General features: G+C 58.3%; 16 protein-coding genes and 1 tRNA gene. 13 read left to right on the forward strand and 4 right to left on the reverse strand.

Going from position 1 to position 16268, the window contains the following annotated elements; genetic code table 11:
- Positions 1–76: 76 nt before the first annotated feature.
- The 3 genes from nuoN to ACNOHI_RS08510 all read left to right on the forward strand — a co-directional run bounded on the left by nuoN (position 77) and on the right by ACNOHI_RS08510 (position 2511).
- Positions 77–1558 carry an NADH-quinone oxidoreductase subunit NuoN gene (nuoN, locus tag ACNOHI_RS08500; RefSeq protein WP_420474234.1) on the forward strand — a complete coding sequence of 494 codons (1482 nt, stop codon included), beginning with the start codon at positions 77–79 and terminating at the stop codon, positions 1556–1558.
- A gap of 21 nt (positions 1559–1579) precedes the next feature.
- Positions 1580–1885 (forward strand): DUF2818 family protein, encoded by a 306-nt coding sequence (locus ACNOHI_RS08505; RefSeq protein WP_420474235.1) that lies wholly within the window; start codon positions 1580–1582, stop codon positions 1883–1885.
- A gap of 71 nt (positions 1886–1956) precedes the next feature.
- Positions 1957–2511: an NUDIX domain-containing protein gene (locus tag ACNOHI_RS08510; protein WP_420474236.1), complete on the forward strand. Its 555-nt coding sequence runs from the start codon at positions 1957–1959 to the stop codon at positions 2509–2511.
- A 53-nt stretch (positions 2512–2564) separates the two neighbouring features.
- Here ACNOHI_RS08510 and ACNOHI_RS08515 read toward each other — a convergent pair whose 3' ends face one another.
- Entirely contained in the window at positions 2565–4250 is a 1686-nt protein-coding gene (locus ACNOHI_RS08515; protein ID WP_420474237.1) for an electron transfer flavoprotein-ubiquinone oxidoreductase, read from the reverse strand.
- A gap of 166 nt (positions 4251–4416) precedes the next feature.
- Here ACNOHI_RS08515 and ACNOHI_RS08520 point away from each other — a divergent pair, with 166 nt between their 5' ends.
- Together ACNOHI_RS08520 and ACNOHI_RS08525 are read left to right on the forward strand one after the other, a co-directional pair.
- Entirely contained in the window at positions 4417–5193 is a 777-nt protein-coding gene (locus ACNOHI_RS08520) for an SDR family oxidoreductase (RefSeq protein WP_420474238.1), read from the forward strand.
- Between the two features lie 28 nt (positions 5194–5221).
- A complete protein-coding gene (locus ACNOHI_RS08525) occupies positions 5222–5638 on the forward strand; it encodes an acyl-CoA thioesterase (protein ID WP_420474239.1) in 417 nt (138 codons plus the stop codon).
- Between the two features lie 5 nt (positions 5639–5643).
- On the opposite strand, the gene ACNOHI_RS08530 is transcribed toward ACNOHI_RS08525, so the two are convergent.
- Positions 5644–6204 (reverse strand): LuxR C-terminal-related transcriptional regulator, encoded by a 561-nt coding sequence (locus tag ACNOHI_RS08530; RefSeq protein ID WP_420474357.1) that lies wholly within the window; start codon positions 6202–6204, stop codon positions 5644–5646.
- A gap of 133 nt (positions 6205–6337) precedes the next feature.
- Between ACNOHI_RS08530 and ACNOHI_RS08535 the strand changes: the two genes are divergently transcribed.
- Complete coding sequence (locus ACNOHI_RS08535) at positions 6338–7036, forward strand: CoA transferase subunit A (RefSeq protein ID WP_088710349.1); 699 nt, start codon at positions 6338–6340, stop codon at positions 7034–7036.
- A 14-nt stretch (positions 7037–7050) separates the two neighbouring features.
- Positions 7051–7704, forward strand: coding sequence for a 3-oxoacid CoA-transferase subunit B (locus ACNOHI_RS08540; RefSeq protein ID WP_420474240.1), 654 nt, complete (start codon positions 7051–7053; stop codon positions 7702–7704).
- An 88-nt stretch (positions 7705–7792) separates the two neighbouring features.
- Here ACNOHI_RS08540 and ACNOHI_RS08545 read toward each other — a convergent pair whose 3' ends face one another.
- Positions 7793–8587: a 3-hydroxybutyrate dehydrogenase gene (locus ACNOHI_RS08545; protein ID WP_420474241.1), complete on the reverse strand. Its 795-nt coding sequence runs from the start codon at positions 8585–8587 to the stop codon at positions 7793–7795.
- 120 nt (positions 8588–8707) lie between these two features.
- Between ACNOHI_RS08545 and ACNOHI_RS08550 the strand changes: the two genes are divergently transcribed.
- The 3 genes from ACNOHI_RS08550 to ACNOHI_RS08560 are packed head-to-tail and all read left to right on the forward strand — an operon-like array spanning position 8708 to position 12202.
- Positions 8708–9574 carry an alpha/beta fold hydrolase gene (locus ACNOHI_RS08550; protein WP_420474242.1) on the forward strand — a complete coding sequence of 289 codons (867 nt, stop codon included), beginning with the start codon at positions 8708–8710 and terminating at the stop codon, positions 9572–9574.
- A gap of 18 nt (positions 9575–9592) precedes the next feature.
- A complete protein-coding gene (locus ACNOHI_RS08555; RefSeq protein WP_420474243.1) occupies positions 9593–9943 on the forward strand; it encodes a RidA family protein in 351 nt (116 codons plus the stop codon).
- A 6-nt stretch (positions 9944–9949) separates the two neighbouring features.
- Complete coding sequence (locus ACNOHI_RS08560; protein WP_420474244.1) at positions 9950–12202, forward strand: RelA/SpoT family protein; 2253 nt, start codon at positions 9950–9952, stop codon at positions 12200–12202.
- A 1-nt stretch (position 12203) separates the two neighbouring features.
- Here the strand turns inward: ACNOHI_RS08560 and ACNOHI_RS08565 are convergent, their stop codons facing one another.
- Complete coding sequence (locus ACNOHI_RS08565) at positions 12204–13130, reverse strand: cation diffusion facilitator family transporter (protein WP_420474245.1); 927 nt, start codon at positions 13128–13130, stop codon at positions 12204–12206.
- A gap of 207 nt (positions 13131–13337) precedes the next feature.
- Between ACNOHI_RS08565 and ACNOHI_RS08570 the strand changes: the two genes are divergently transcribed.
- The 3 genes from ACNOHI_RS08570 to infC all read left to right on the forward strand — a co-directional run bounded on the left by ACNOHI_RS08570 (position 13338) and on the right by infC (position 16109).
- Positions 13338–13414: transfer RNA gene (locus ACNOHI_RS08570), tRNA-Val, on the forward strand.
- Between the two features lie 206 nt (positions 13415–13620).
- A complete protein-coding gene (gene thrS, locus ACNOHI_RS08575) occupies positions 13621–15528 on the forward strand; it encodes a threonine--tRNA ligase (RefSeq protein ID WP_420474246.1) in 1908 nt (635 codons plus the stop codon).
- A gap of 59 nt (positions 15529–15587) precedes the next feature.
- Positions 15588–16109 (forward strand): translation initiation factor IF-3, encoded by a 522-nt coding sequence (gene infC / locus ACNOHI_RS08580; RefSeq protein ID WP_420474358.1) that lies wholly within the window; start codon positions 15588–15590, stop codon positions 16107–16109.
- Positions 16110–16268: the final 159 nt, after the last annotated feature.

Genomic DNA, 16268 nt, shown 5'->3' on the forward strand with positions numbered 1-16268 from the left:
GCGGGAGGCGTGTTACGGGGCGTTGCATTCGGAAGTTTGCGAAGCCCGGCCTGCAAGGCTTTAGAGTGACGACAACATGAACGAAATCAATTTCGCACCGGTCTATCCGGAAATCTTCCTGCTGATTGCTACCTCGGCAATCCTGCTGATCGACATGTTCCTGACGGAGGCGAAGCGCCACGTCACGTTCATGCTGGCTATCGTGACGCTCGTCGTCTGCGCCGCGCTGAATATTGCGGATTTCGGCAATCCGACCGCCTACACGTTCAACAACATGTTCGTGTCCGATGCGATGTCGAATTTGTTGAAGGTATTCTCGTATATTGCGGTTGGCATGACCCTGATCTATTCCCGTCAGTATGCGACAGAGCGCGGTATGCTCGGCGGCATGCTGGGCGGCGAGTTCTATGTGCTCGCGTTGTTCGCACTTCTCGGGCAGATGGTGATGATCTCCGGTAACAACTTCCTGGTGATCTATCTCGGTCTCGAACTGATGTCCCTGTCGCTGTACGCACTTGTTGCACTGCGCCGCGGCCACTCCGTGTCGACCGAAGCCGCGATGAAGTACTTCATCCTTGGTGCGCTCGCATCCGGCTTCCTGCTCTATGGTTTGTCGATGCTGTACGGCGCGACCGGTTCGCTTGACCTTACCGAAGTCGCAAAGGCGACCGCATCCGGCACGGTTAACAAGACTGTCCTGGTGTTCGGCGTTGTCTTTGTCGTCGCCGGCCTGGCATTCAAGCTGGGCGCTGCGCCGTTCCATATGTGGGTGCCGGACGTCTATCAGGGTGCACCGACCGCCGTTACCCTGCTGCTGGGCGCGGCACCGAAGCTTGCCGCGTTCGCGATCACCATCCGTCTCCTTGTGGAAGGCCTGTTCCCGCTCGCCATCGACTGGCAGCAGATGATCACCGTCCTTGCCGTCTTGTCGATGGCTGTCGGTAACATCACCGCGATCGTGCAGACCAATCTGAAGCGTATGCTGGCATACTCGACAATCGGCCAGATGGGCTTCATGCTGCTCGGCATGCTGTCGGGTGTTGTGGACGGCAATGTGGCTTCCGCAGGCAATGCCTACAGCTCGGCGCTGTTCTATTCCGTCACTTACGTCTTCACGACGCTGGGTACCTTCGGCCTGATCATGCTGCTCGCACGCTCCGGCTTCGAGGCGGAAAACATCGACGACTTCAAGGGCCTGAATCAGCGCAGCCCGTGGTTCGCCTTCGTGATGCTGATCCTGATGTTCTCCCTGACCGGCATTCCGCCGACGGTCGGTTTCTACGCCAAGCTCGCCGTGCTGCAGGCAGTGCTCGCTACTGGCCAGGTATGGCTCGCCGTGGTTGCAGTCCTGCTGTCCCTCATCGGCGCGTTCTACTACCTGCGCGTGGTGAAGGCAATGTACTTCGATGAGCCAGTCGACACGGCAAAGATCGAAGCCACGGGTGACATGCGCGTTGTCCTCAGCCTCAATGGTGCAGCGATCCTCGCGCTCGGCATCCTGCCCGGCCCGCTGATGGCAGTCTGTGCCACGGCAATCGTCAAGACCCTGGCCGGCTAACGGAGCCGTGACGAAGCACGCGTGGATGTTTCTCTCGCAAGCTGGTTTGTAATCGTGTTGGCGGCGCTTGCCGCCAACCTTCCGTTTTTCAATGAGCGCCTGTTCGCGCTTCTTCCTCTCGGTACGCCGGTCAAGTCCTTGTGGCTCAGGTTGCTTGAACTGGTTTTGCTGTATTTCGTCCTTCGTGGTATCGCCTATTTGCTTGAAGCTCGTATCGGGAACGTCTTCCCGCAACGCTGGGAGTTCTACGCGATTACCGCCTGTCTTTTCCTTGTGCTTGCCTTTCCGGGCTTTGTCTTCCGCTATTTGCGCAAGCGACACGGTTGAGGTGCTGTAAGGCAGCGCCAGCCGCACACAGTAAAATACGTCCATTTCCCCTTGCAAAATGGAGTTGGCGCGTGGATCCACATCTGATTGAAGTCCAGGTCGATACGCAGGTGGCGTACGACGGGCATTTCCTGAAGGTCCAGAAGGACACGGTGCGTTTGCCGGACGGGAAGCAGTCGTCACGCGAGTACATCAAGCACCCGGGGGCTGTCGTCGTGCTTCCTGTGTTTGACGACGGCTCTATCCTGCTGGAGCGCCAGTTCCGTTATCCCCTGCACGATGTTTTCATTGAATTCCCGGCTGGGAAGATCGATCCGGGTGAGGATCCGCTTGACTGCGCCAAGCGCGAACTGCAGGAGGAAACTGGTTATACCGCAGCGCAGTGGCAGTTCGTCTGCACCATCCACAATGCGATCGCCTATTCCGACGAACACCTCGACATCTTTCTCGCGCGCGGTTTGACTGCCGGCGAACGCAAGCTGGATGAAGGCGAGTTTCTCGAAACCTTTACCGCAACGGTACCGGAAATGCTCGGCTGGGTACGGGCGGGGAAGATCTCGGATGTGAAAACCATCATTGGCACCTTCTGGCTTGAGAAGATCGCCGCGACGGATTGGAAGCTCTGAACGCCGGCACTGCCGAATAACAAAAAAGCCGCAATATGCGGCTTTTTTGTTGATTACATGCCCGAGTAGTTCGGACCGCCACCACCTTCTGGCGTAACCCAAACGATATTCTGCGTCGGATCCTTGATGTCGCAGGTCTTGCAGTGCACGCAGTTCTGCGCATTGATCTGCAGACGCTCGCCATTGTCATCCTTGACGAATTCGTACACGCCTGCGGGGCAGTAGCGGCTTTCGGGGCCGGCAAACTTCGACAGGTTGATCTTCACCGGTACCGACGCGTCCTTCAGCGTAAGGTGCGCGGGCTGGTTCTCTTCATGGTTGGTATTGCTGACAAATACGCTGCTCAGGCGATCGAAGGTGATTTTGCCATCCGGTTTCGGATAGGCGATCGGTTGGAATTCGCTCGCGGGACGCAGGCACTCGTGGTCGCGCTTGGTCGCATGCAGTGTCCAGGGCGGGTTCGTGACGCCGATCTTCGGCAGCAGCCATTGCTCGATACCCGTCATCATGTTGCCGACGAGCTTGCCCTTCTTGAACCACAGCTTGAAGTTGCGCGACTGATCCAGTTCTTCCTTCAGCCAGCTCTTCTCAAAGGCTTCGGGAAATGCCGTCAGTTCATCGCTCGAACGGCCCGATGCGAGTGCATCGGCGATCGCATCCGCGCACATCATGCCGGTCTTGATCGCGGCGTGGCTGCCCTTGATGCGTGCGGCATTCAGGAAGCCCGCGTCGCAGCCGACCAGTGCGCCGCCCGGGAAAACGGTCTTGGGCAATGCCTGCGGCGTACCGTTGTTGATGGCCCGCGCGCCGTAGCTGATGCGCTTGCCGCCTTCGATATGGGCGAGGATGGACGGATGCGTCTTCCAGCGCTGCATTTCCTCGAACGGGCTCATGTACGGGTTCTGGTAGTCCAGACCAATGACGAAGCCAAGCGTGACCTTGTTGTCTTCAAGGTGGTACAGGAAGCCGCCGCCGAAGGTGTTGTCCATCATCGGCCAGCCAGCTGTATGCACGACGAGGCCGGGCTTGGCCTTGGCCGGATCGATCTCCCACAGTTCCTTGATGCCGATGGCGAAGCTCTGCGGATCACGCCCCTCGTTGAGCTTGTACTTCGCAATCAGTTGTTTGCCCAGGTGACCGCGCGCACCTTCGGCAAAAATCGTGTACTTGCCGAGCAGTTCCATCCCGAGCTGGAAGTTCTCGGTAGGTTCGCCATCCTTGCCGATGCCCATATTGCCAGTGGCGACACCCTTCACGCGGCCTTGTTCGTCATACAGTACTTCCGCTGCGGAGAATCCCGGGAAGATCTCGACGCCAAGGCCTTCTGCCTGCTGCGCCATCCACTTCACGACATGGCCGAGCGCAACGACGTAGCAGCCGTCATTGTGGAAGTTGCGCGGCACGAGCCAGTCGGGGGTGCGATGTGCACCGGATTCGGTGAGGAACAGGATGTCGTCGCCGGTGACAGGCTGGTTCAGGGGCGCCCCCAGTTCCTTCCAGTTGGGGAAGAGTTCGTTCATGGCGCGGGGATCCATCACGGCGCCTGACAGGATATGCGCGCCCGGCTCGGAACCTTTCTCGAGCACGACAACCGAAATCTCCCTGTTCTGTTCGGCGGCAATCTGCTTCAGACGGATTGCGGTTGCCAGGCCCGCAGGGCCGGCGCCGACGATGACTACGTCGTACTCCATCGAGTCGCGCGGGCCGTATTGTTCTAGGATGCTTTGGGTCTGCGTCATGGTCTTCCCACTGTAAAATGATATTATCGAACGAACGTGCTAATTGTCGTGGATTTTGCTTGAGAATGCTAGATTCATCACTCTAAACGGCGCTGAAACGTGTAATGATAACGTCACAACTCGCGGCGTCACAGTCAATTGCAAGACAAACAATCAGGAGACTCACGTGGGCATTGAAGTCAATTTCGAGGGCAAGATCGCCCTTATCACAGGGGCATCGAGCGGTTTGGGAGCCCGTTTTGCGAAAGTGCTGGCACAGGCGGGGGCACAAGTTGTCCTGGCTTCGCGTCGAGTGGAACGCCTGAAGGAATTGCGCGCTGAAATCGAAGCCGGCGGCGGCGCGGCGCACGTGGTTGCACTGGATGTGACCGACTACGGCAGCATCAAGTCTGCCATCGCCCATGCGGAAACCGAGGCGGGCCCGATCGACATTCTCGTTAATAACTCCGGCGTGTCGACGACGCAGCGATTGGTGGATGTCACGCCGGAGGACTACGCTTTCGTCATGGATACGAACCAGCGCGGCGCCTTTTTCGTCGCGCAGGAAGCCGCCAAGCGCATGATCGCTCGCGCCAAGGGCGATCCGAAGAAACAGCACCGCATCATCAACATCGCCTCCGTGGCGGGCCTGCGCGTCCTGCCACAGATCGGCATCTACTGCATGAGCAAGGCCGCAGTCGTTCACATGACGAAGTCGATGGCCGTCGAGTGGGGCCGTTATGGCATCAACGTCAACGCGATTTGCCCCGGTTACATCAGCACCGAGATCAACGAGGCGCATTTCGAAACCGAGCAGGGGCGCACCCTGATCAATATGCTACCGCGCAAGCGCCTTGGACAGCCCGAGGACCTGGATGGTCTGCTTCTCTTGCTTGCCTCCGAAGAGTCGCGTTTCATCAACGGCGCCATCATTACGGCCGATGACGGTATGAGCGCGCAGTGATGCGGGCCGCCGCGTCAAAAGGTTCTGAATGACTAGAAAAAAGCTTGTTCATTCCACGCGCATGCCCATCCGCTGGGGCGACATGGATGCGATGGGACACGTCAACAATACGGTGTACTTCCGTTACATGGAGCAGGCTCGGATCGAGTGGTTCACCGAGGCTGGATGCGATCCCGACCCGAACGGGGAGGGGCCGGTGATCATCAATGCGCGCTGCACCTTCATCAAGCAGCTCAAATATCCTGGTGAGATCGAGGTGAAGACCTTCGTCGCATCACCCGGCCGTTCCAGCTTCGAGATGTACCACGAGATCAGGCTTGTGGACCAACCGGATGTCCTGTCCGCGGAGGGCGGGGCAAAGGTGGTGTGGGTTGATTTTCCTTCGGAGAAATCCGCGCCTTTGCCCGACTGGGTTAGGGCGCTCCTGCCGGAACCGGAAGCTTAAAGCAGCTATCCGGTGACGCCGACAAGGCGGTGTACGAGTTCGCTCGACGTCGCCGCCCCGAACTTTCGCATGAGCTTTGCACGGTGCATTTCCACCGTGCGCGGGCTCAGGCCTACCTGCCGCGCAATCAGCTTGCTGGTCTTGCCTTCCACCAGTAACGCGGCGATTTCCCGTTCGCGCGGGGTCAATTCGGCCGTAACCGGCCGTTTCGCGCTCAAATCCTCAAAGGTCCAGATCCCTGCTGCATGCGGGTCATCGTGGGTCAATGAGCGCCCGCTCACGTGGCACCAGAATAGCTCCTGGTTGGCGCGCTTCATGATCCGTTCATCGGAATAATGACCCTTGGCACTCATGATTGGAACGATGCGAGCGCCCGTGCGCTCGAACTCGTCCAGCGTGGGGTAGAGTACCCGAAAGGATTGCCCGATCAGTTCGCCCGGCTGATAGCCGAACATGCTGGCAAGCACATCGTTGCAGGCGTGGATGACACGATGCTGGGACACGCACATGCCGACCGGGGCGTTGCGGAAGATTGTCTCGTAATCGATCGCCAAGGGAGCGTTCATCGGGTTTTTTTGCCCTTTTATATGGCTAAAATTCGTATTTTTACGGTATTGCGTGGTGTAGTCCACCATCTTATGCTGGCAGGCACATTAGAACAGCCTTTTTAGGCAATTTCCAATAGAGAAGAGGGTCGATATGAATAAAGTTTATCCTGATGCTGCCAGCGCGCTGGCGGGCATTGTGAAGGACGGGCAGACCATTGCCGTCGGCGGCTTCGGCCTCTGCGGCATTCCGGAAGCCCTGATCGCCGCGCTCCGCGATTCCGGCGTCAAGAACCTCACGGCGATTTCCAACAATGCCGGCGTCGACGGCTTCGGTCTCGGCCAGCTCCTGACGACGCGCCAGATCAAGAAGATGATCTCCTCGTATGTTGGCGAAAACAAGGAATTCGAACGCCAGTACCTCGCAGGCGAACTCGAGCTGGAATTCACCCCGCAGGGCACGCTGGCTGAAAAGCTGCGTGCAGGCGGCGCCGGCATCCCGGCATTCTTCACCAAGACCGGCGTCGGCACCATCGTCGCCGACGGCAAGGAAGTGCGCGACTTCGACGGCCATAAGTACGTGATGGAGCGCTCCCTCGTCGCCGACGTGTCCCTGGTCAAGGCCTACATGGCCGACAAGGTCGGTAACCTCGTTTTCCGCAAGACCTCCCGCAATTTCAATCCCAATGTCGCCATGGCCGGCAAGATCACCGTGGTCGAAGTCGAGAAGCTGGTCGAGACCGGCGAAATCGATCCGGACCAGGTCCACTTGCCGGGCATCTTCGTGCATCGCATTATCGTCAATGCGACCCCGGAGAAGCGTATCGAACAACGCACCACGCGTGCAAAGTAAGGCGGAGAACGAACATGGCATGGAATCGTGATGAAATGGCTGCACGCGCAGCAAAGGAACTGCAGGATGGCTTCTACGTGAACCTGGGTATCGGCCTGCCGACCCTGGTCGCGAACTATGTGCCCCAGGATATCGAAGTGTGGCTGCAATCCGAAAACGGCCTGCTCGGCATTGGCCCGTTCCCGACTGAGGATGAAGTCGATGCGGACCTGATCAACGCCGGCAAGCAGACGGTCACTGCGCAAAAGGGCTCTTCGTTCTTCAGCTCTGCGGATTCGTTCGCCATGATCCGCGGCGGCAAGATCAACATCGCCATTCTCGGCGCGATGCAGGTCAGCGAGAAGGGCGACCTGGCCAACTGGATGATCCCCGGCAAAATGGTCAAGGGCATGGGTGGCGCGATGGATCTCGTCGCAGGCGTCGGGCGCGTCGTCGTGCTGATGGAGCACGTTGCGAAGGCAAAGGATGGTACGACCTCGCACAAGATTCTGAAGAAGTGCGATCTGCCGCTTACTGGCGTTGGCGTCGTCAATCGCATCATCACCGACCTCGGCGTAATAGATGTAACTCCGAGCGGCCTGAAGCTGATCGAATTGGCACCCGGCGTGACCAAGGAAGAAGTGCTCGAAAAGACGGGCGCAGAGCTGGATGTGAGCGCAGTACACTGACCGCGTTTGCAAGGCAAATGAAAACGGCGCCCACAGGCGCCGTTTTTTTTCGTTCAGGCATTTAGTCCGATGCCTGGTGCAAGTACGGTTACTGGGCGACCCAGCCGCCGTCCATGTTCCATGCCACGCCGCGCACTTGGCTGGCAGCGTCGCTTGAGAAGAAGACGGCCAAGTCACCAAGCTGTTCTGGCGTGACAAACTCGCCCGACGGCTGCTTTTCAGAGAGCAGGCTTTTCTTCGCATCATCGTTTGACAGGCCTTGCTGCGACGCGCGCGCGTCTACCTGCTTCTGCACCAGCGGTGTCAATACCCAGCCAGGGCAGATCGCATTGCAGGTGACGCCGGTATGGGCAGTTTCCAGTGCCGTGACCTTGGTAAAACCGACGATGCCGTGCTTGGCCGCAACGTAAGCAGACTTCTGCGCAGAGCCGACCAGCCCGTGAACGGAGGCAACGTTAATGATGCGCCCCCAATTCTTTGCCTTCATCGAAGGAAGGGCGAGACGCGTGGTATGGAAGGCAGAGGTCAGGTTGATCGCAATGATGGCGTCCCAGCGTTCGGCCGGGAAATCCTCGATGTTGGCTACATGCTGGATGCCGGCATTGTTCACCAGGATATCAACGCCGCCGAACTTATCCGCAGCGAACTTCATCATCGCCTCGATCTCCGCCGGCTTAGACATGTCGGCATTGTGGTACGCAGTCTGTACGCCGAATTCGTCGCGCACCTTGGCTTGCAGCGCTTCAATTTCCTTGATGTCGCCAAAGCCGTTGAACACGATGTTCGCGCCTTGCGCCGCGAAGGCCCTTGCAATACCCAGGCCGATGCCGGAGGTGGAGCCTGTAACGAGTGCGGTTTTCCCTTGATGCATATTGCCTTGCATGATGTCCTCTGCGATGAAATTTGGATTTGCGACGAACCTGCCTAGGATTTTAAGCGGAACGAACAGTAAAATGTGAGAATGGCAATCGGATAACCTGATTCGCGACAAAATCCCGACAAAATGACTCAACATCGGATCAAGACGGTGCAGTGCCTGTCCCCTGCGGGATTGCACAGGATGGCCTACAAGGAATGGGGCGATCCGGCAAATTCACGCGTGCTGGTATGCGTGCACGGCGTGACGCGGGTGTCGGATGATTTTGACAACATGGCAAGTGCATTGAGCGATCAGTACCGGGTGGTGTGCCCGGATGTGGTGGGGCGCGGCCGTTCCGACTGGCTGCGGGATCCGCAGCATTACCAGGTGCCTCAGTATGTGAGCGACATGGTGACACTGCTTGCCCGCCTGGACGCGGAAACGGTGCACTGGTTCGGCACATCGATGGGGGGACTCATCGGAATGGGGCTGGCCTCGATGAAGGACAGCCCGGTGAAAAAGCTGGTGCTCAACGACGTCGGGCCGGCGTTGAATCCTTCCGCACTTGCACGCATCGGCGACTACGTTGGCAAGGATGTGCGCTTTACCACCTTTGACGAGGCAGCACGCTATATCAAGGACATCTCCTTGCCGTTCGGCCCGCACAGCGATGACGAGTGGCGCAAGCTGGCTGCAGACGTGCTGAAGCAGGACAAGGACGGCAAATGGATCCTGCACTATGATCCGGGCCTCGCAGTGCCGCTAAGGGCGACCACGCCGGAACTGTTGCAGCGTGCGGAGGCAATGCTCTGGATGGCGTATGACGCCATTGCCTGTCCCACGCTGCTGGTGCGCGGGGCCGAATCGGATTTGCTGAAACCGGAAGTGGCGCAAGCCATGACGTCCCGGGGACCAAAACCGAAGCTCGTCGACATTCCCGGCGTCGGACATGCGCCGACATTCTTTCACGCGGACCAGATCGCGCATGTCAGGAACTTCCTGCTCGGATAAACAAGGAACACGAACAAAATGGAAATCAAGCGCCTCCACGTCGGCAAGACGCTTTCTGAAGTGGCCATTCACAATGGCACGGTATACCTCGCCGGCCAGATCGCCGAGGACTTGACGCAGAACATCGAGGGCCAGACGCGTGAAGTCCTCGGACACATCGATCGCCTGCTCGCAGAAGCCGGCAGCGACAAGTCGTGCATCCTCATGTGCCAGATCTACATCGCGGACATGAAGGATTTCCCCGGCATGAACGCGGTCTGGAATGAGTGGGTTGCTGACGGCAATTCGCCGCCCCGCGCGACCGTCGAAGCGAAACTCGCCAAGCCGGAGTGGCTGGTGGAAATGGTCGTCACCGCAGCACAGAAGTAATCGTTTATGGTTTCAATCGTTGCAACGCCAAGCGAAGTAGATGTCCAATTGTGTGCCGGGTTGTCGGCGGATGACTGTGCACGCGTGCGCGACGTCCTGGCGTTCGTCGAGCCGATCTACCGTGGCAAGGTCGTCGCGACCGGGCAGGACACACTCCAGTTCGCACAAGGCGCGGCAACAACCCTGGCACTCCTGAATACGGATGCGGACACCCGCATTGCCGGTCTCCTGTTCGAATTGCCCATCGTCGATCCCAAAGCGGCGGAATCCATCGAAGCACGTTTTGGCCTCGAAATCGCGGACCTCGTCGGTGGCATCCGCCAGTTGATGCGTCTGCATGAGCAAACCTTTGGCTACCAGGACGTCGGGCGCGGGAAGAACGCATCGCAAGAGGCGGCGGACCAGCTCGAGACGTTGCGCAAGATGTTGCTGGCGATGGCGACCGACATGCGCGTGGTCCTGGTTCGCCTGGCGTCGCGCGTGACGACGCTGCGCTATTTCGCCGACGTCAAGCTGGAGACCGAGCGCACGCACCAGTACGCGCGCGAGACGCTTGATCTCTACGCGCCGCTCGCCAACCGACTGGGCGTATGGCAGCTCAAGTGGGAACTGGAAGACCTTGCATTCCGCTTCCTCGAGCCGGCGACCTACAAGCGCATCGCCAAGATGCTGGAAGAAAAGCGCTTGGAGCGGGAGGGCTTTGTGGAGGCGGCGATTGCACGCCTCAAGTCCGAGCTTGCCACAGCGGATGTCAAGGCCGAGGTGAGCGGCCGGCCGAAACACATCTACAGCATCTGGAACAAGATGCGCGGCAAATCGCTCGATTTTTCGGAGCTGTATGACGTGCGCGCCTTTCGTGTCATCGTCGATGACATTCGCGCCTGTTATGCAGTGCTCAGTCTCCTCCACAATATCTGGACACCGGTTCCGGAAGAGTTCGACGATTACATTTCACGGCCCAAGCCGAACGGCTATCAGTCATTGCACACGGTGGTCCTTGCCGAGGACGGCCGGCCGATGGAAGTGCAGATCCGCACGCACGAAATGCACCGATTCGCCGAGTACGGCGTGGCTGCGCACTGGCGATACAAGGAAACCGGCGGCTCCAGTTTCTCTGCACAGAAGTACGACGAAAAGATTGCCTGGCTCAGGCAGCTGCTGGCCTGGAAGAGCGAAGTTGCGGATGCTGTCGTCGGACAGGAGGATATGCAGCGGGAATGGGTGCAGAAGCTCAAATCCGCAGCCCTCGACGATCGGATCTACGTGCTGACGCCGCAGGCGCGGGTGATCGAATTGCCGAATGGTGCGACGCCGATTGATTTCGCCTACCACCTGCACACCAACATCGGACATCGTTGTCGCGGCGCGCGTGTCGACGGCGTGATGGTGCCGCTCAACACGCCGCTGAAGAACGGTCAGACGGTCGAAATCATCACGGCGGGCAGGAGTGCAACGAATGCCGGTCCATCGAGAGATTGGCTCGGTCCGGGATACGTCGCGAGTCCGCGCACGCGTTCCAAGGTGCGCGCCTGGTTCAATGCGATCGAGCAGGAGGAGACGCTCGCCCACGGCCGCAGCATGGTGGAAAAGACACTCCAGCGCGAAGGCAAGACGGCGATCAACCTTGAGGAACTGGCGCACAAGCTCGGCTTTTCGAAGGTGGATGAACTTTTTCTCTCCGTAGGCAAAGAGGAGTTTAGCCTCCGCAACATCGAGCATGCCCTGCATGAAGACGATGCCCAGAAGGGCGCGAAGCTGCCCGAAGACGCTGTCATCACCAACAAGAGCCGGGCGTCGAGCGTCTCGCAGGGCGCGCGCTCCGGCGTGCTTGTAGTTGGAACAGAAGGCCTTCTTACCCAGCTTGCGCGCTGCTGCAAGCCTGCGCCGCCTGACGAAATCGTCGGCTTCATCACGCGTGGTAAGGGCGTGTCTATCCATCGCGCCAACTGCAAAAACCTGGCGCAGATGCGCATAAAGGCGATGGAGCGCGTTATCCAGACAACTTGGGGTGAATCGACCAGGGATACGGTTTATCCGGTGGACATCTTCATCCTTGCCAGCGACCGGCAGGGACTGCTACGCGACATTTCGGAAATCTTCTCGCGCGAGAAAATCAATGTGATTGGCGTGAGTACGCAAAGCGCCAGGGGGGAGGCACGCATGTCCTTCACCGCGGAGATTTCGTCCACCTCCCAGCTGCAGAAAGCACTTGGCGTGATCCGCGAAGTGAACGGCGTCCTTGACGTCCAGCGGCAGTAGGTCAGCGGCCTTCGGCCATCCCTGGCATTTCCGGCTGCAAGGTGACATGGTCGATGCGATGCTTTTCGATCAGCATCGCCTTGATGCTGTTCAACACTGTCGGCCATTCCTGCATGTCGCGGATCACGAGGTGGCCGATCAGGGCGGGGTGGCCTGCAGACATTTCCCATACGTGCAGGTCGTGCACCGAAAGGACACCCTTGATCGCAGCGATATCTTCTCCTACCGCCACGTAGTCGATATCGTGCGGTACGCCTTCCATCAATACATGGTAAGCCTCCCGGAGCACGCCGATCGTCGACTTCAGGATCAGTGCGCACACTGCCAGTGACAGTAGTGGATCGATGGTCAGCCAACCGGTGAAATAAATCACCACGCCGGCGACGATCGCCGCGACGGAGCCAAGCAGGTCGCCGATCACATGCACTAGTGCGGCGCGCGTATTGACGCTCTGCTGGTCGCGTGAAAGCAGCCAGGCAACCATCAGGTTGATGACGAGGCCGATGGCGGCGACCGTGAAGACGGTCTGCCCCTGCACGGGCTCGGGAGCCGCGAAGCGCTGTACTGCTTCGATTCCGATCCAGCCGACGACAGCAAGCATTGCCAGTCCGTTGATGAATGCGGCAAGCGCTTCGGCACGGCCAAACCCGAAGGAGTGGCGCGGTGAGGGTGGGCGCGTTGCGATGTACTGCGCGAGCAGGGCGAGTCCGAGCGCCGTACTGTCTGTCACCATATGTCCTGCGTCCGAAATCAGGGCAAGCGAGTTCGACCAGAAGCCGGCGATGACCTCGATGGCAGCAAAGAACAGCGTGAGCAGCACGGCGCCAGCCAGAACTTTCGGGCTGCGTCCTTCCGCGACATGATGGTGGGACGAATCTCCGGCACGATGGGCGTGAAGGTGGCTCGAAGAGTGGGACTTGCTGTGCATGATGTGAGGAGCGGCCGGCAGCGCAGAGACGAGCGCTGCGTGTTTGTGAAATCTGGTTTCCGAGTGTACAGGATTCGATATCAATAGATAAGCAATGCGGAGCGCCACCCGAGCTCAATCTGGAAGGCCTCATGGTGAGGATGACATCAACTTTCCCGAACAAGGACTAGCGCAATCAAAAAAATGCCGCTATAATTTCGCTTCTTTAGGCTCGTAGCTCAGCTGGTTAGAGCACTACCTTGACATGGTAGGGGTCGTTGGTTCGAGTCCAATCGAGCCTACCAACGAACACAATTTGTAAGAGCGAGAAAGGCAGTCCCGGTTATGACACCGCGAACTACAACCGCAATGGTTTTAGTGCGACGCTAGTCGGGATCTTTTTCGTCATTGCAGTGGGAAAGAAACGCGGCTAGTCCGCGTTTTTTTTCGTCCGCAGTTTTTATCACTTGATCTAGCGTCAGTCACAACATCCGCTGACATGGAGGGCAAAATGGTTTCAGTCCGACTCCCCGATGGTTCCCAACGCCAATTCGATGCGCCGGTGACGGTCGCCCAAGTCGCCGCAAGTATCGGCACCGGCCTTGCAAAGGCCGCGCTGGCCGGCAAGGTGGATGGCAAGTTGGTCGATACATCCTTCCTGATCGAGCGCGATGCAGACTTGGCAATCGTCACCGACAAGGATCCGGACGGCCTTGACGTGATCCGGCACTCGACCGCGCACTTGCTCGCATATGCGGTAAAGGAATTGTTCCCCGATGCCCAGGTCACGATCGGGCCGGTGATCGATAACGGTTTCTACTACGACTTCTCGTACAAGCGCCCTTTCACGCCGGAAGACCTGCAGGCGATCGAAAAGAAAATGGCCGAGCTCGCCAAGAAGGATGAGCCGGTCACCCGCAAGGTGCTGCCGCGCGACGAGGCTGTCGCCTATTTCAAGTCGATCGGTGAGGCCTACAAGGCAGAGATCATCGAGTCCATTCCGCAGAACGAGGACGTCTCGCTGTACTCGGAAGGTAAATTTACCGACCTGTGCCGCGGTCCGCACGTCCCGTCGACCGGCAAGCTGAAGGTGTTCAAGCTGATGAAGCTGGCAGGTGCATACTGGCGCGGCGACTCCAAGAACGAGATGCTGCAGCGTGTGTACGGTACTGCCTGGGCCAAGAAGGAAGACCAGGAGGCTTATCTCCACATGCTGGAAGAGGCCGAGAAGCGCGACCATCGCAAGTTGGCAAAGCTGCTGGACTTGTTCCACTTCCAGGATGAGGCTCCCGGCCTGATTTTCTGGCATCCGAAGGGCTGGACGGTGTGGCAGCAGGTCGAGCAGTACATGCGCCGGGTCTACCAGGAAAACGGCTACCAGGAAGTGAAGGCGCCCCAGATTCTCGACCGCTCGCTATGGGAGAAGACCGGGCACTGGGAAAACTATCGCGAAAACATGTTCGTGACCGAATCGGAAAACCGCAATTACGCGCTGAAGCCGATGAATTGCCCTGGTCATGTGCAAATTTACAATTCCGACTTGCGCAGCTACCGCGACCTGCCTTTGCGTTACGGCGAGTTCGGTCAGTGCCACCGGAACGAGCCTTCGGGAGCGCTGCATGGCATCATGCGCGTACGCGGCTTTACCCAAGATGACGGCCATATCTTCTGCACCGAAAACCAGATTCAGGGCGAAGTGACCGCTTTCCACCAGCAGGCAATGCAGGTGTACAAGGATTTCGGCTTCTCCGAGATCTCGATCAAGATCGCACTTCGTCCCGATAGCCGTATCGGCTCGGACGAGACGTGGGATCGTGCCGAGGACACGCTTCGCTCGGCACTTCGCGCATGCGGTGTGACTTGGGAAGAGTTGCCGGGCGAAGGTGCGTTTTATGGTCCGAAGATCGAATATCACCTGAAGGATTCGCTGGGCCGCCCGTGGCAGGTTGGCACCATGCAGGTCGACTTCTCGATGCCGGGCCGCCTCGGTGCCGAATATGTCGCGGAAGACAACACCCGCAAGGTGCCGGTCATGCTGCACCGGGCGATTGTCGGATCGATGGAGCGTTTTGTCGGCATCTTGATCGAAAATCATGCCGGTGCACTGCCGTTATGGCTTGCGCCGGTTCAGATCGCCGTCCTGAATATCTCGGATGCGCAGGCTGATTACGCTCAAGAAGTTGCACAAAACCTGAAAAAACAAGGGTTTAGGGCGCACCTCGATTTGCGTAATGAGAAAATAACCTATAAAATACGCGAGCATTCGGTTCAGAAGCTGCCTTATATCGTCGTTATCGGCGACAAGGAGCGGGATGCGAAAACAGTGGCCGTGCGTGCGCGGGGCAACGTCGACTTGGGTGTGATGCCGGTCGATGCATTGGTAGAACGACTCAAGAATGAGGTCGACACCAAAGCCTGAAAGGGGAAATCCCGACGCGAGAGCACGGCTTAATTATTTGATTTTTAAAGGAAACTGCAATAGCTACGGACAAGTCGCATCGCATTAACGGCGAGATCAATGCGCCGGAATTGCGCCTCTCTGGGGTAAATAACGAACCGCTTGGTATCGTCAGTCTGGCTGAAGCTTTCCGCTTTGCGGAAGAGGCAAACGTGGATCTGGTGGAAATCGCACCGAACGCGACTCCGCCGGTGGCACGCCTGATGGACTATGGAAAGTTCAAGTATCAGGAGCAGAAGAAAGCCCACGAAGCCAAGCTGAAGCAGAAGGTTATCCAGGTCAAGGAAATCAAGTTCCGCCCGGGTACCGATGATGGTGACTACAACATCAAGCTGCGTAACCTGGTGAAGTTCCTGGAAGAGGGCGACAAGACCAAGATTACGTTGCGTTTCCGCGGTCGTGAAATGGCGCACCAGGACATTGGCATGCGCATGCTGGAGCGACTGAAGGCTGACCTTGAGCCGTATGGCCAGGTCGAGCAGTTTCCGAAGATGGAAGGCCGCCAGATGGTGATGGTGCTGGCGCCCAAGAAGAAGAAATAAAGAATTCGTGCGAGCGGTCCGGTAAAACGGACGGCTGGTGCAAATGGCGATGGACTCGATTCCATTGCATAACAAGTGAAAGCAGGCATCCAAGAGCAACGAAGTGTTGCCACCTGCAATCATGTTAAAAACGGAGCTGTCCGAGAGGACAGATATTGT

It is taken from the genome of Noviherbaspirillum sp. ST9, from assembly GCF_048799745.1.
Lineage (GTDB): Bacteria > Pseudomonadota > Gammaproteobacteria > Burkholderiales > Burkholderiaceae_D > Noviherbaspirillum.

Excerpts from the sequence above, each read along its gene's own strand:
- ACNOHI_RS08550 (WP_420474242.1), top strand. The coding sequence starts at position 8,708 with ATGACTCAACATCGGATCAAGACGGTGCAGTGCCTGTCCCCTGCGGGA.
- ACNOHI_RS08565 (WP_420474245.1), bottom strand. The coding sequence starts at position 13,130 with ATGCACAGCAAGTCCCACTCTTCGAGCCACCTTCACGCCCATCGTGCC.
- ACNOHI_RS08515 (WP_420474237.1), bottom strand. The coding sequence starts at position 4,250 with ATGACGCAGACCCAAAGCATCCTAGAACAATACGGCCCGCGCGACTCG.
- ACNOHI_RS08535 (WP_088710349.1), top strand. The coding sequence starts at position 6,338 with ATGAATAAAGTTTATCCTGATGCTGCCAGCGCGCTGGCGGGCATTGTG.
- nuoN (WP_420474234.1), top strand. The coding sequence starts at position 77 with ATGAACGAAATCAATTTCGCACCGGTCTATCCGGAAATCTTCCTGCTG.
- ACNOHI_RS08560 (WP_420474244.1), top strand. The coding sequence starts at position 9,950 with ATGGTTTCAATCGTTGCAACGCCAAGCGAAGTAGATGTCCAATTGTGT.
- ACNOHI_RS08530 (WP_420474357.1), bottom strand. The coding sequence starts at position 6,204 with ATGAACGCTCCCTTGGCGATCGATTACGAGACAATCTTCCGCAACGCC.
- thrS (WP_420474246.1), top strand. The coding sequence starts at position 13,621 with ATGGTTTCAGTCCGACTCCCCGATGGTTCCCAACGCCAATTCGATGCG.
- ACNOHI_RS08525 (WP_420474239.1), top strand. The coding sequence starts at position 5,222 with ATGACTAGAAAAAAGCTTGTTCATTCCACGCGCATGCCCATCCGCTGG.
- ACNOHI_RS08540 (WP_420474240.1), top strand. The coding sequence starts at position 7,051 with ATGGCATGGAATCGTGATGAAATGGCTGCACGCGCAGCAAAGGAACTG.
- ACNOHI_RS08555 (WP_420474243.1), top strand. The coding sequence starts at position 9,593 with ATGGAAATCAAGCGCCTCCACGTCGGCAAGACGCTTTCTGAAGTGGCC.
- ACNOHI_RS08545 (WP_420474241.1), bottom strand. The coding sequence starts at position 8,587 with ATGCAAGGCAATATGCATCAAGGGAAAACCGCACTCGTTACAGGCTCC.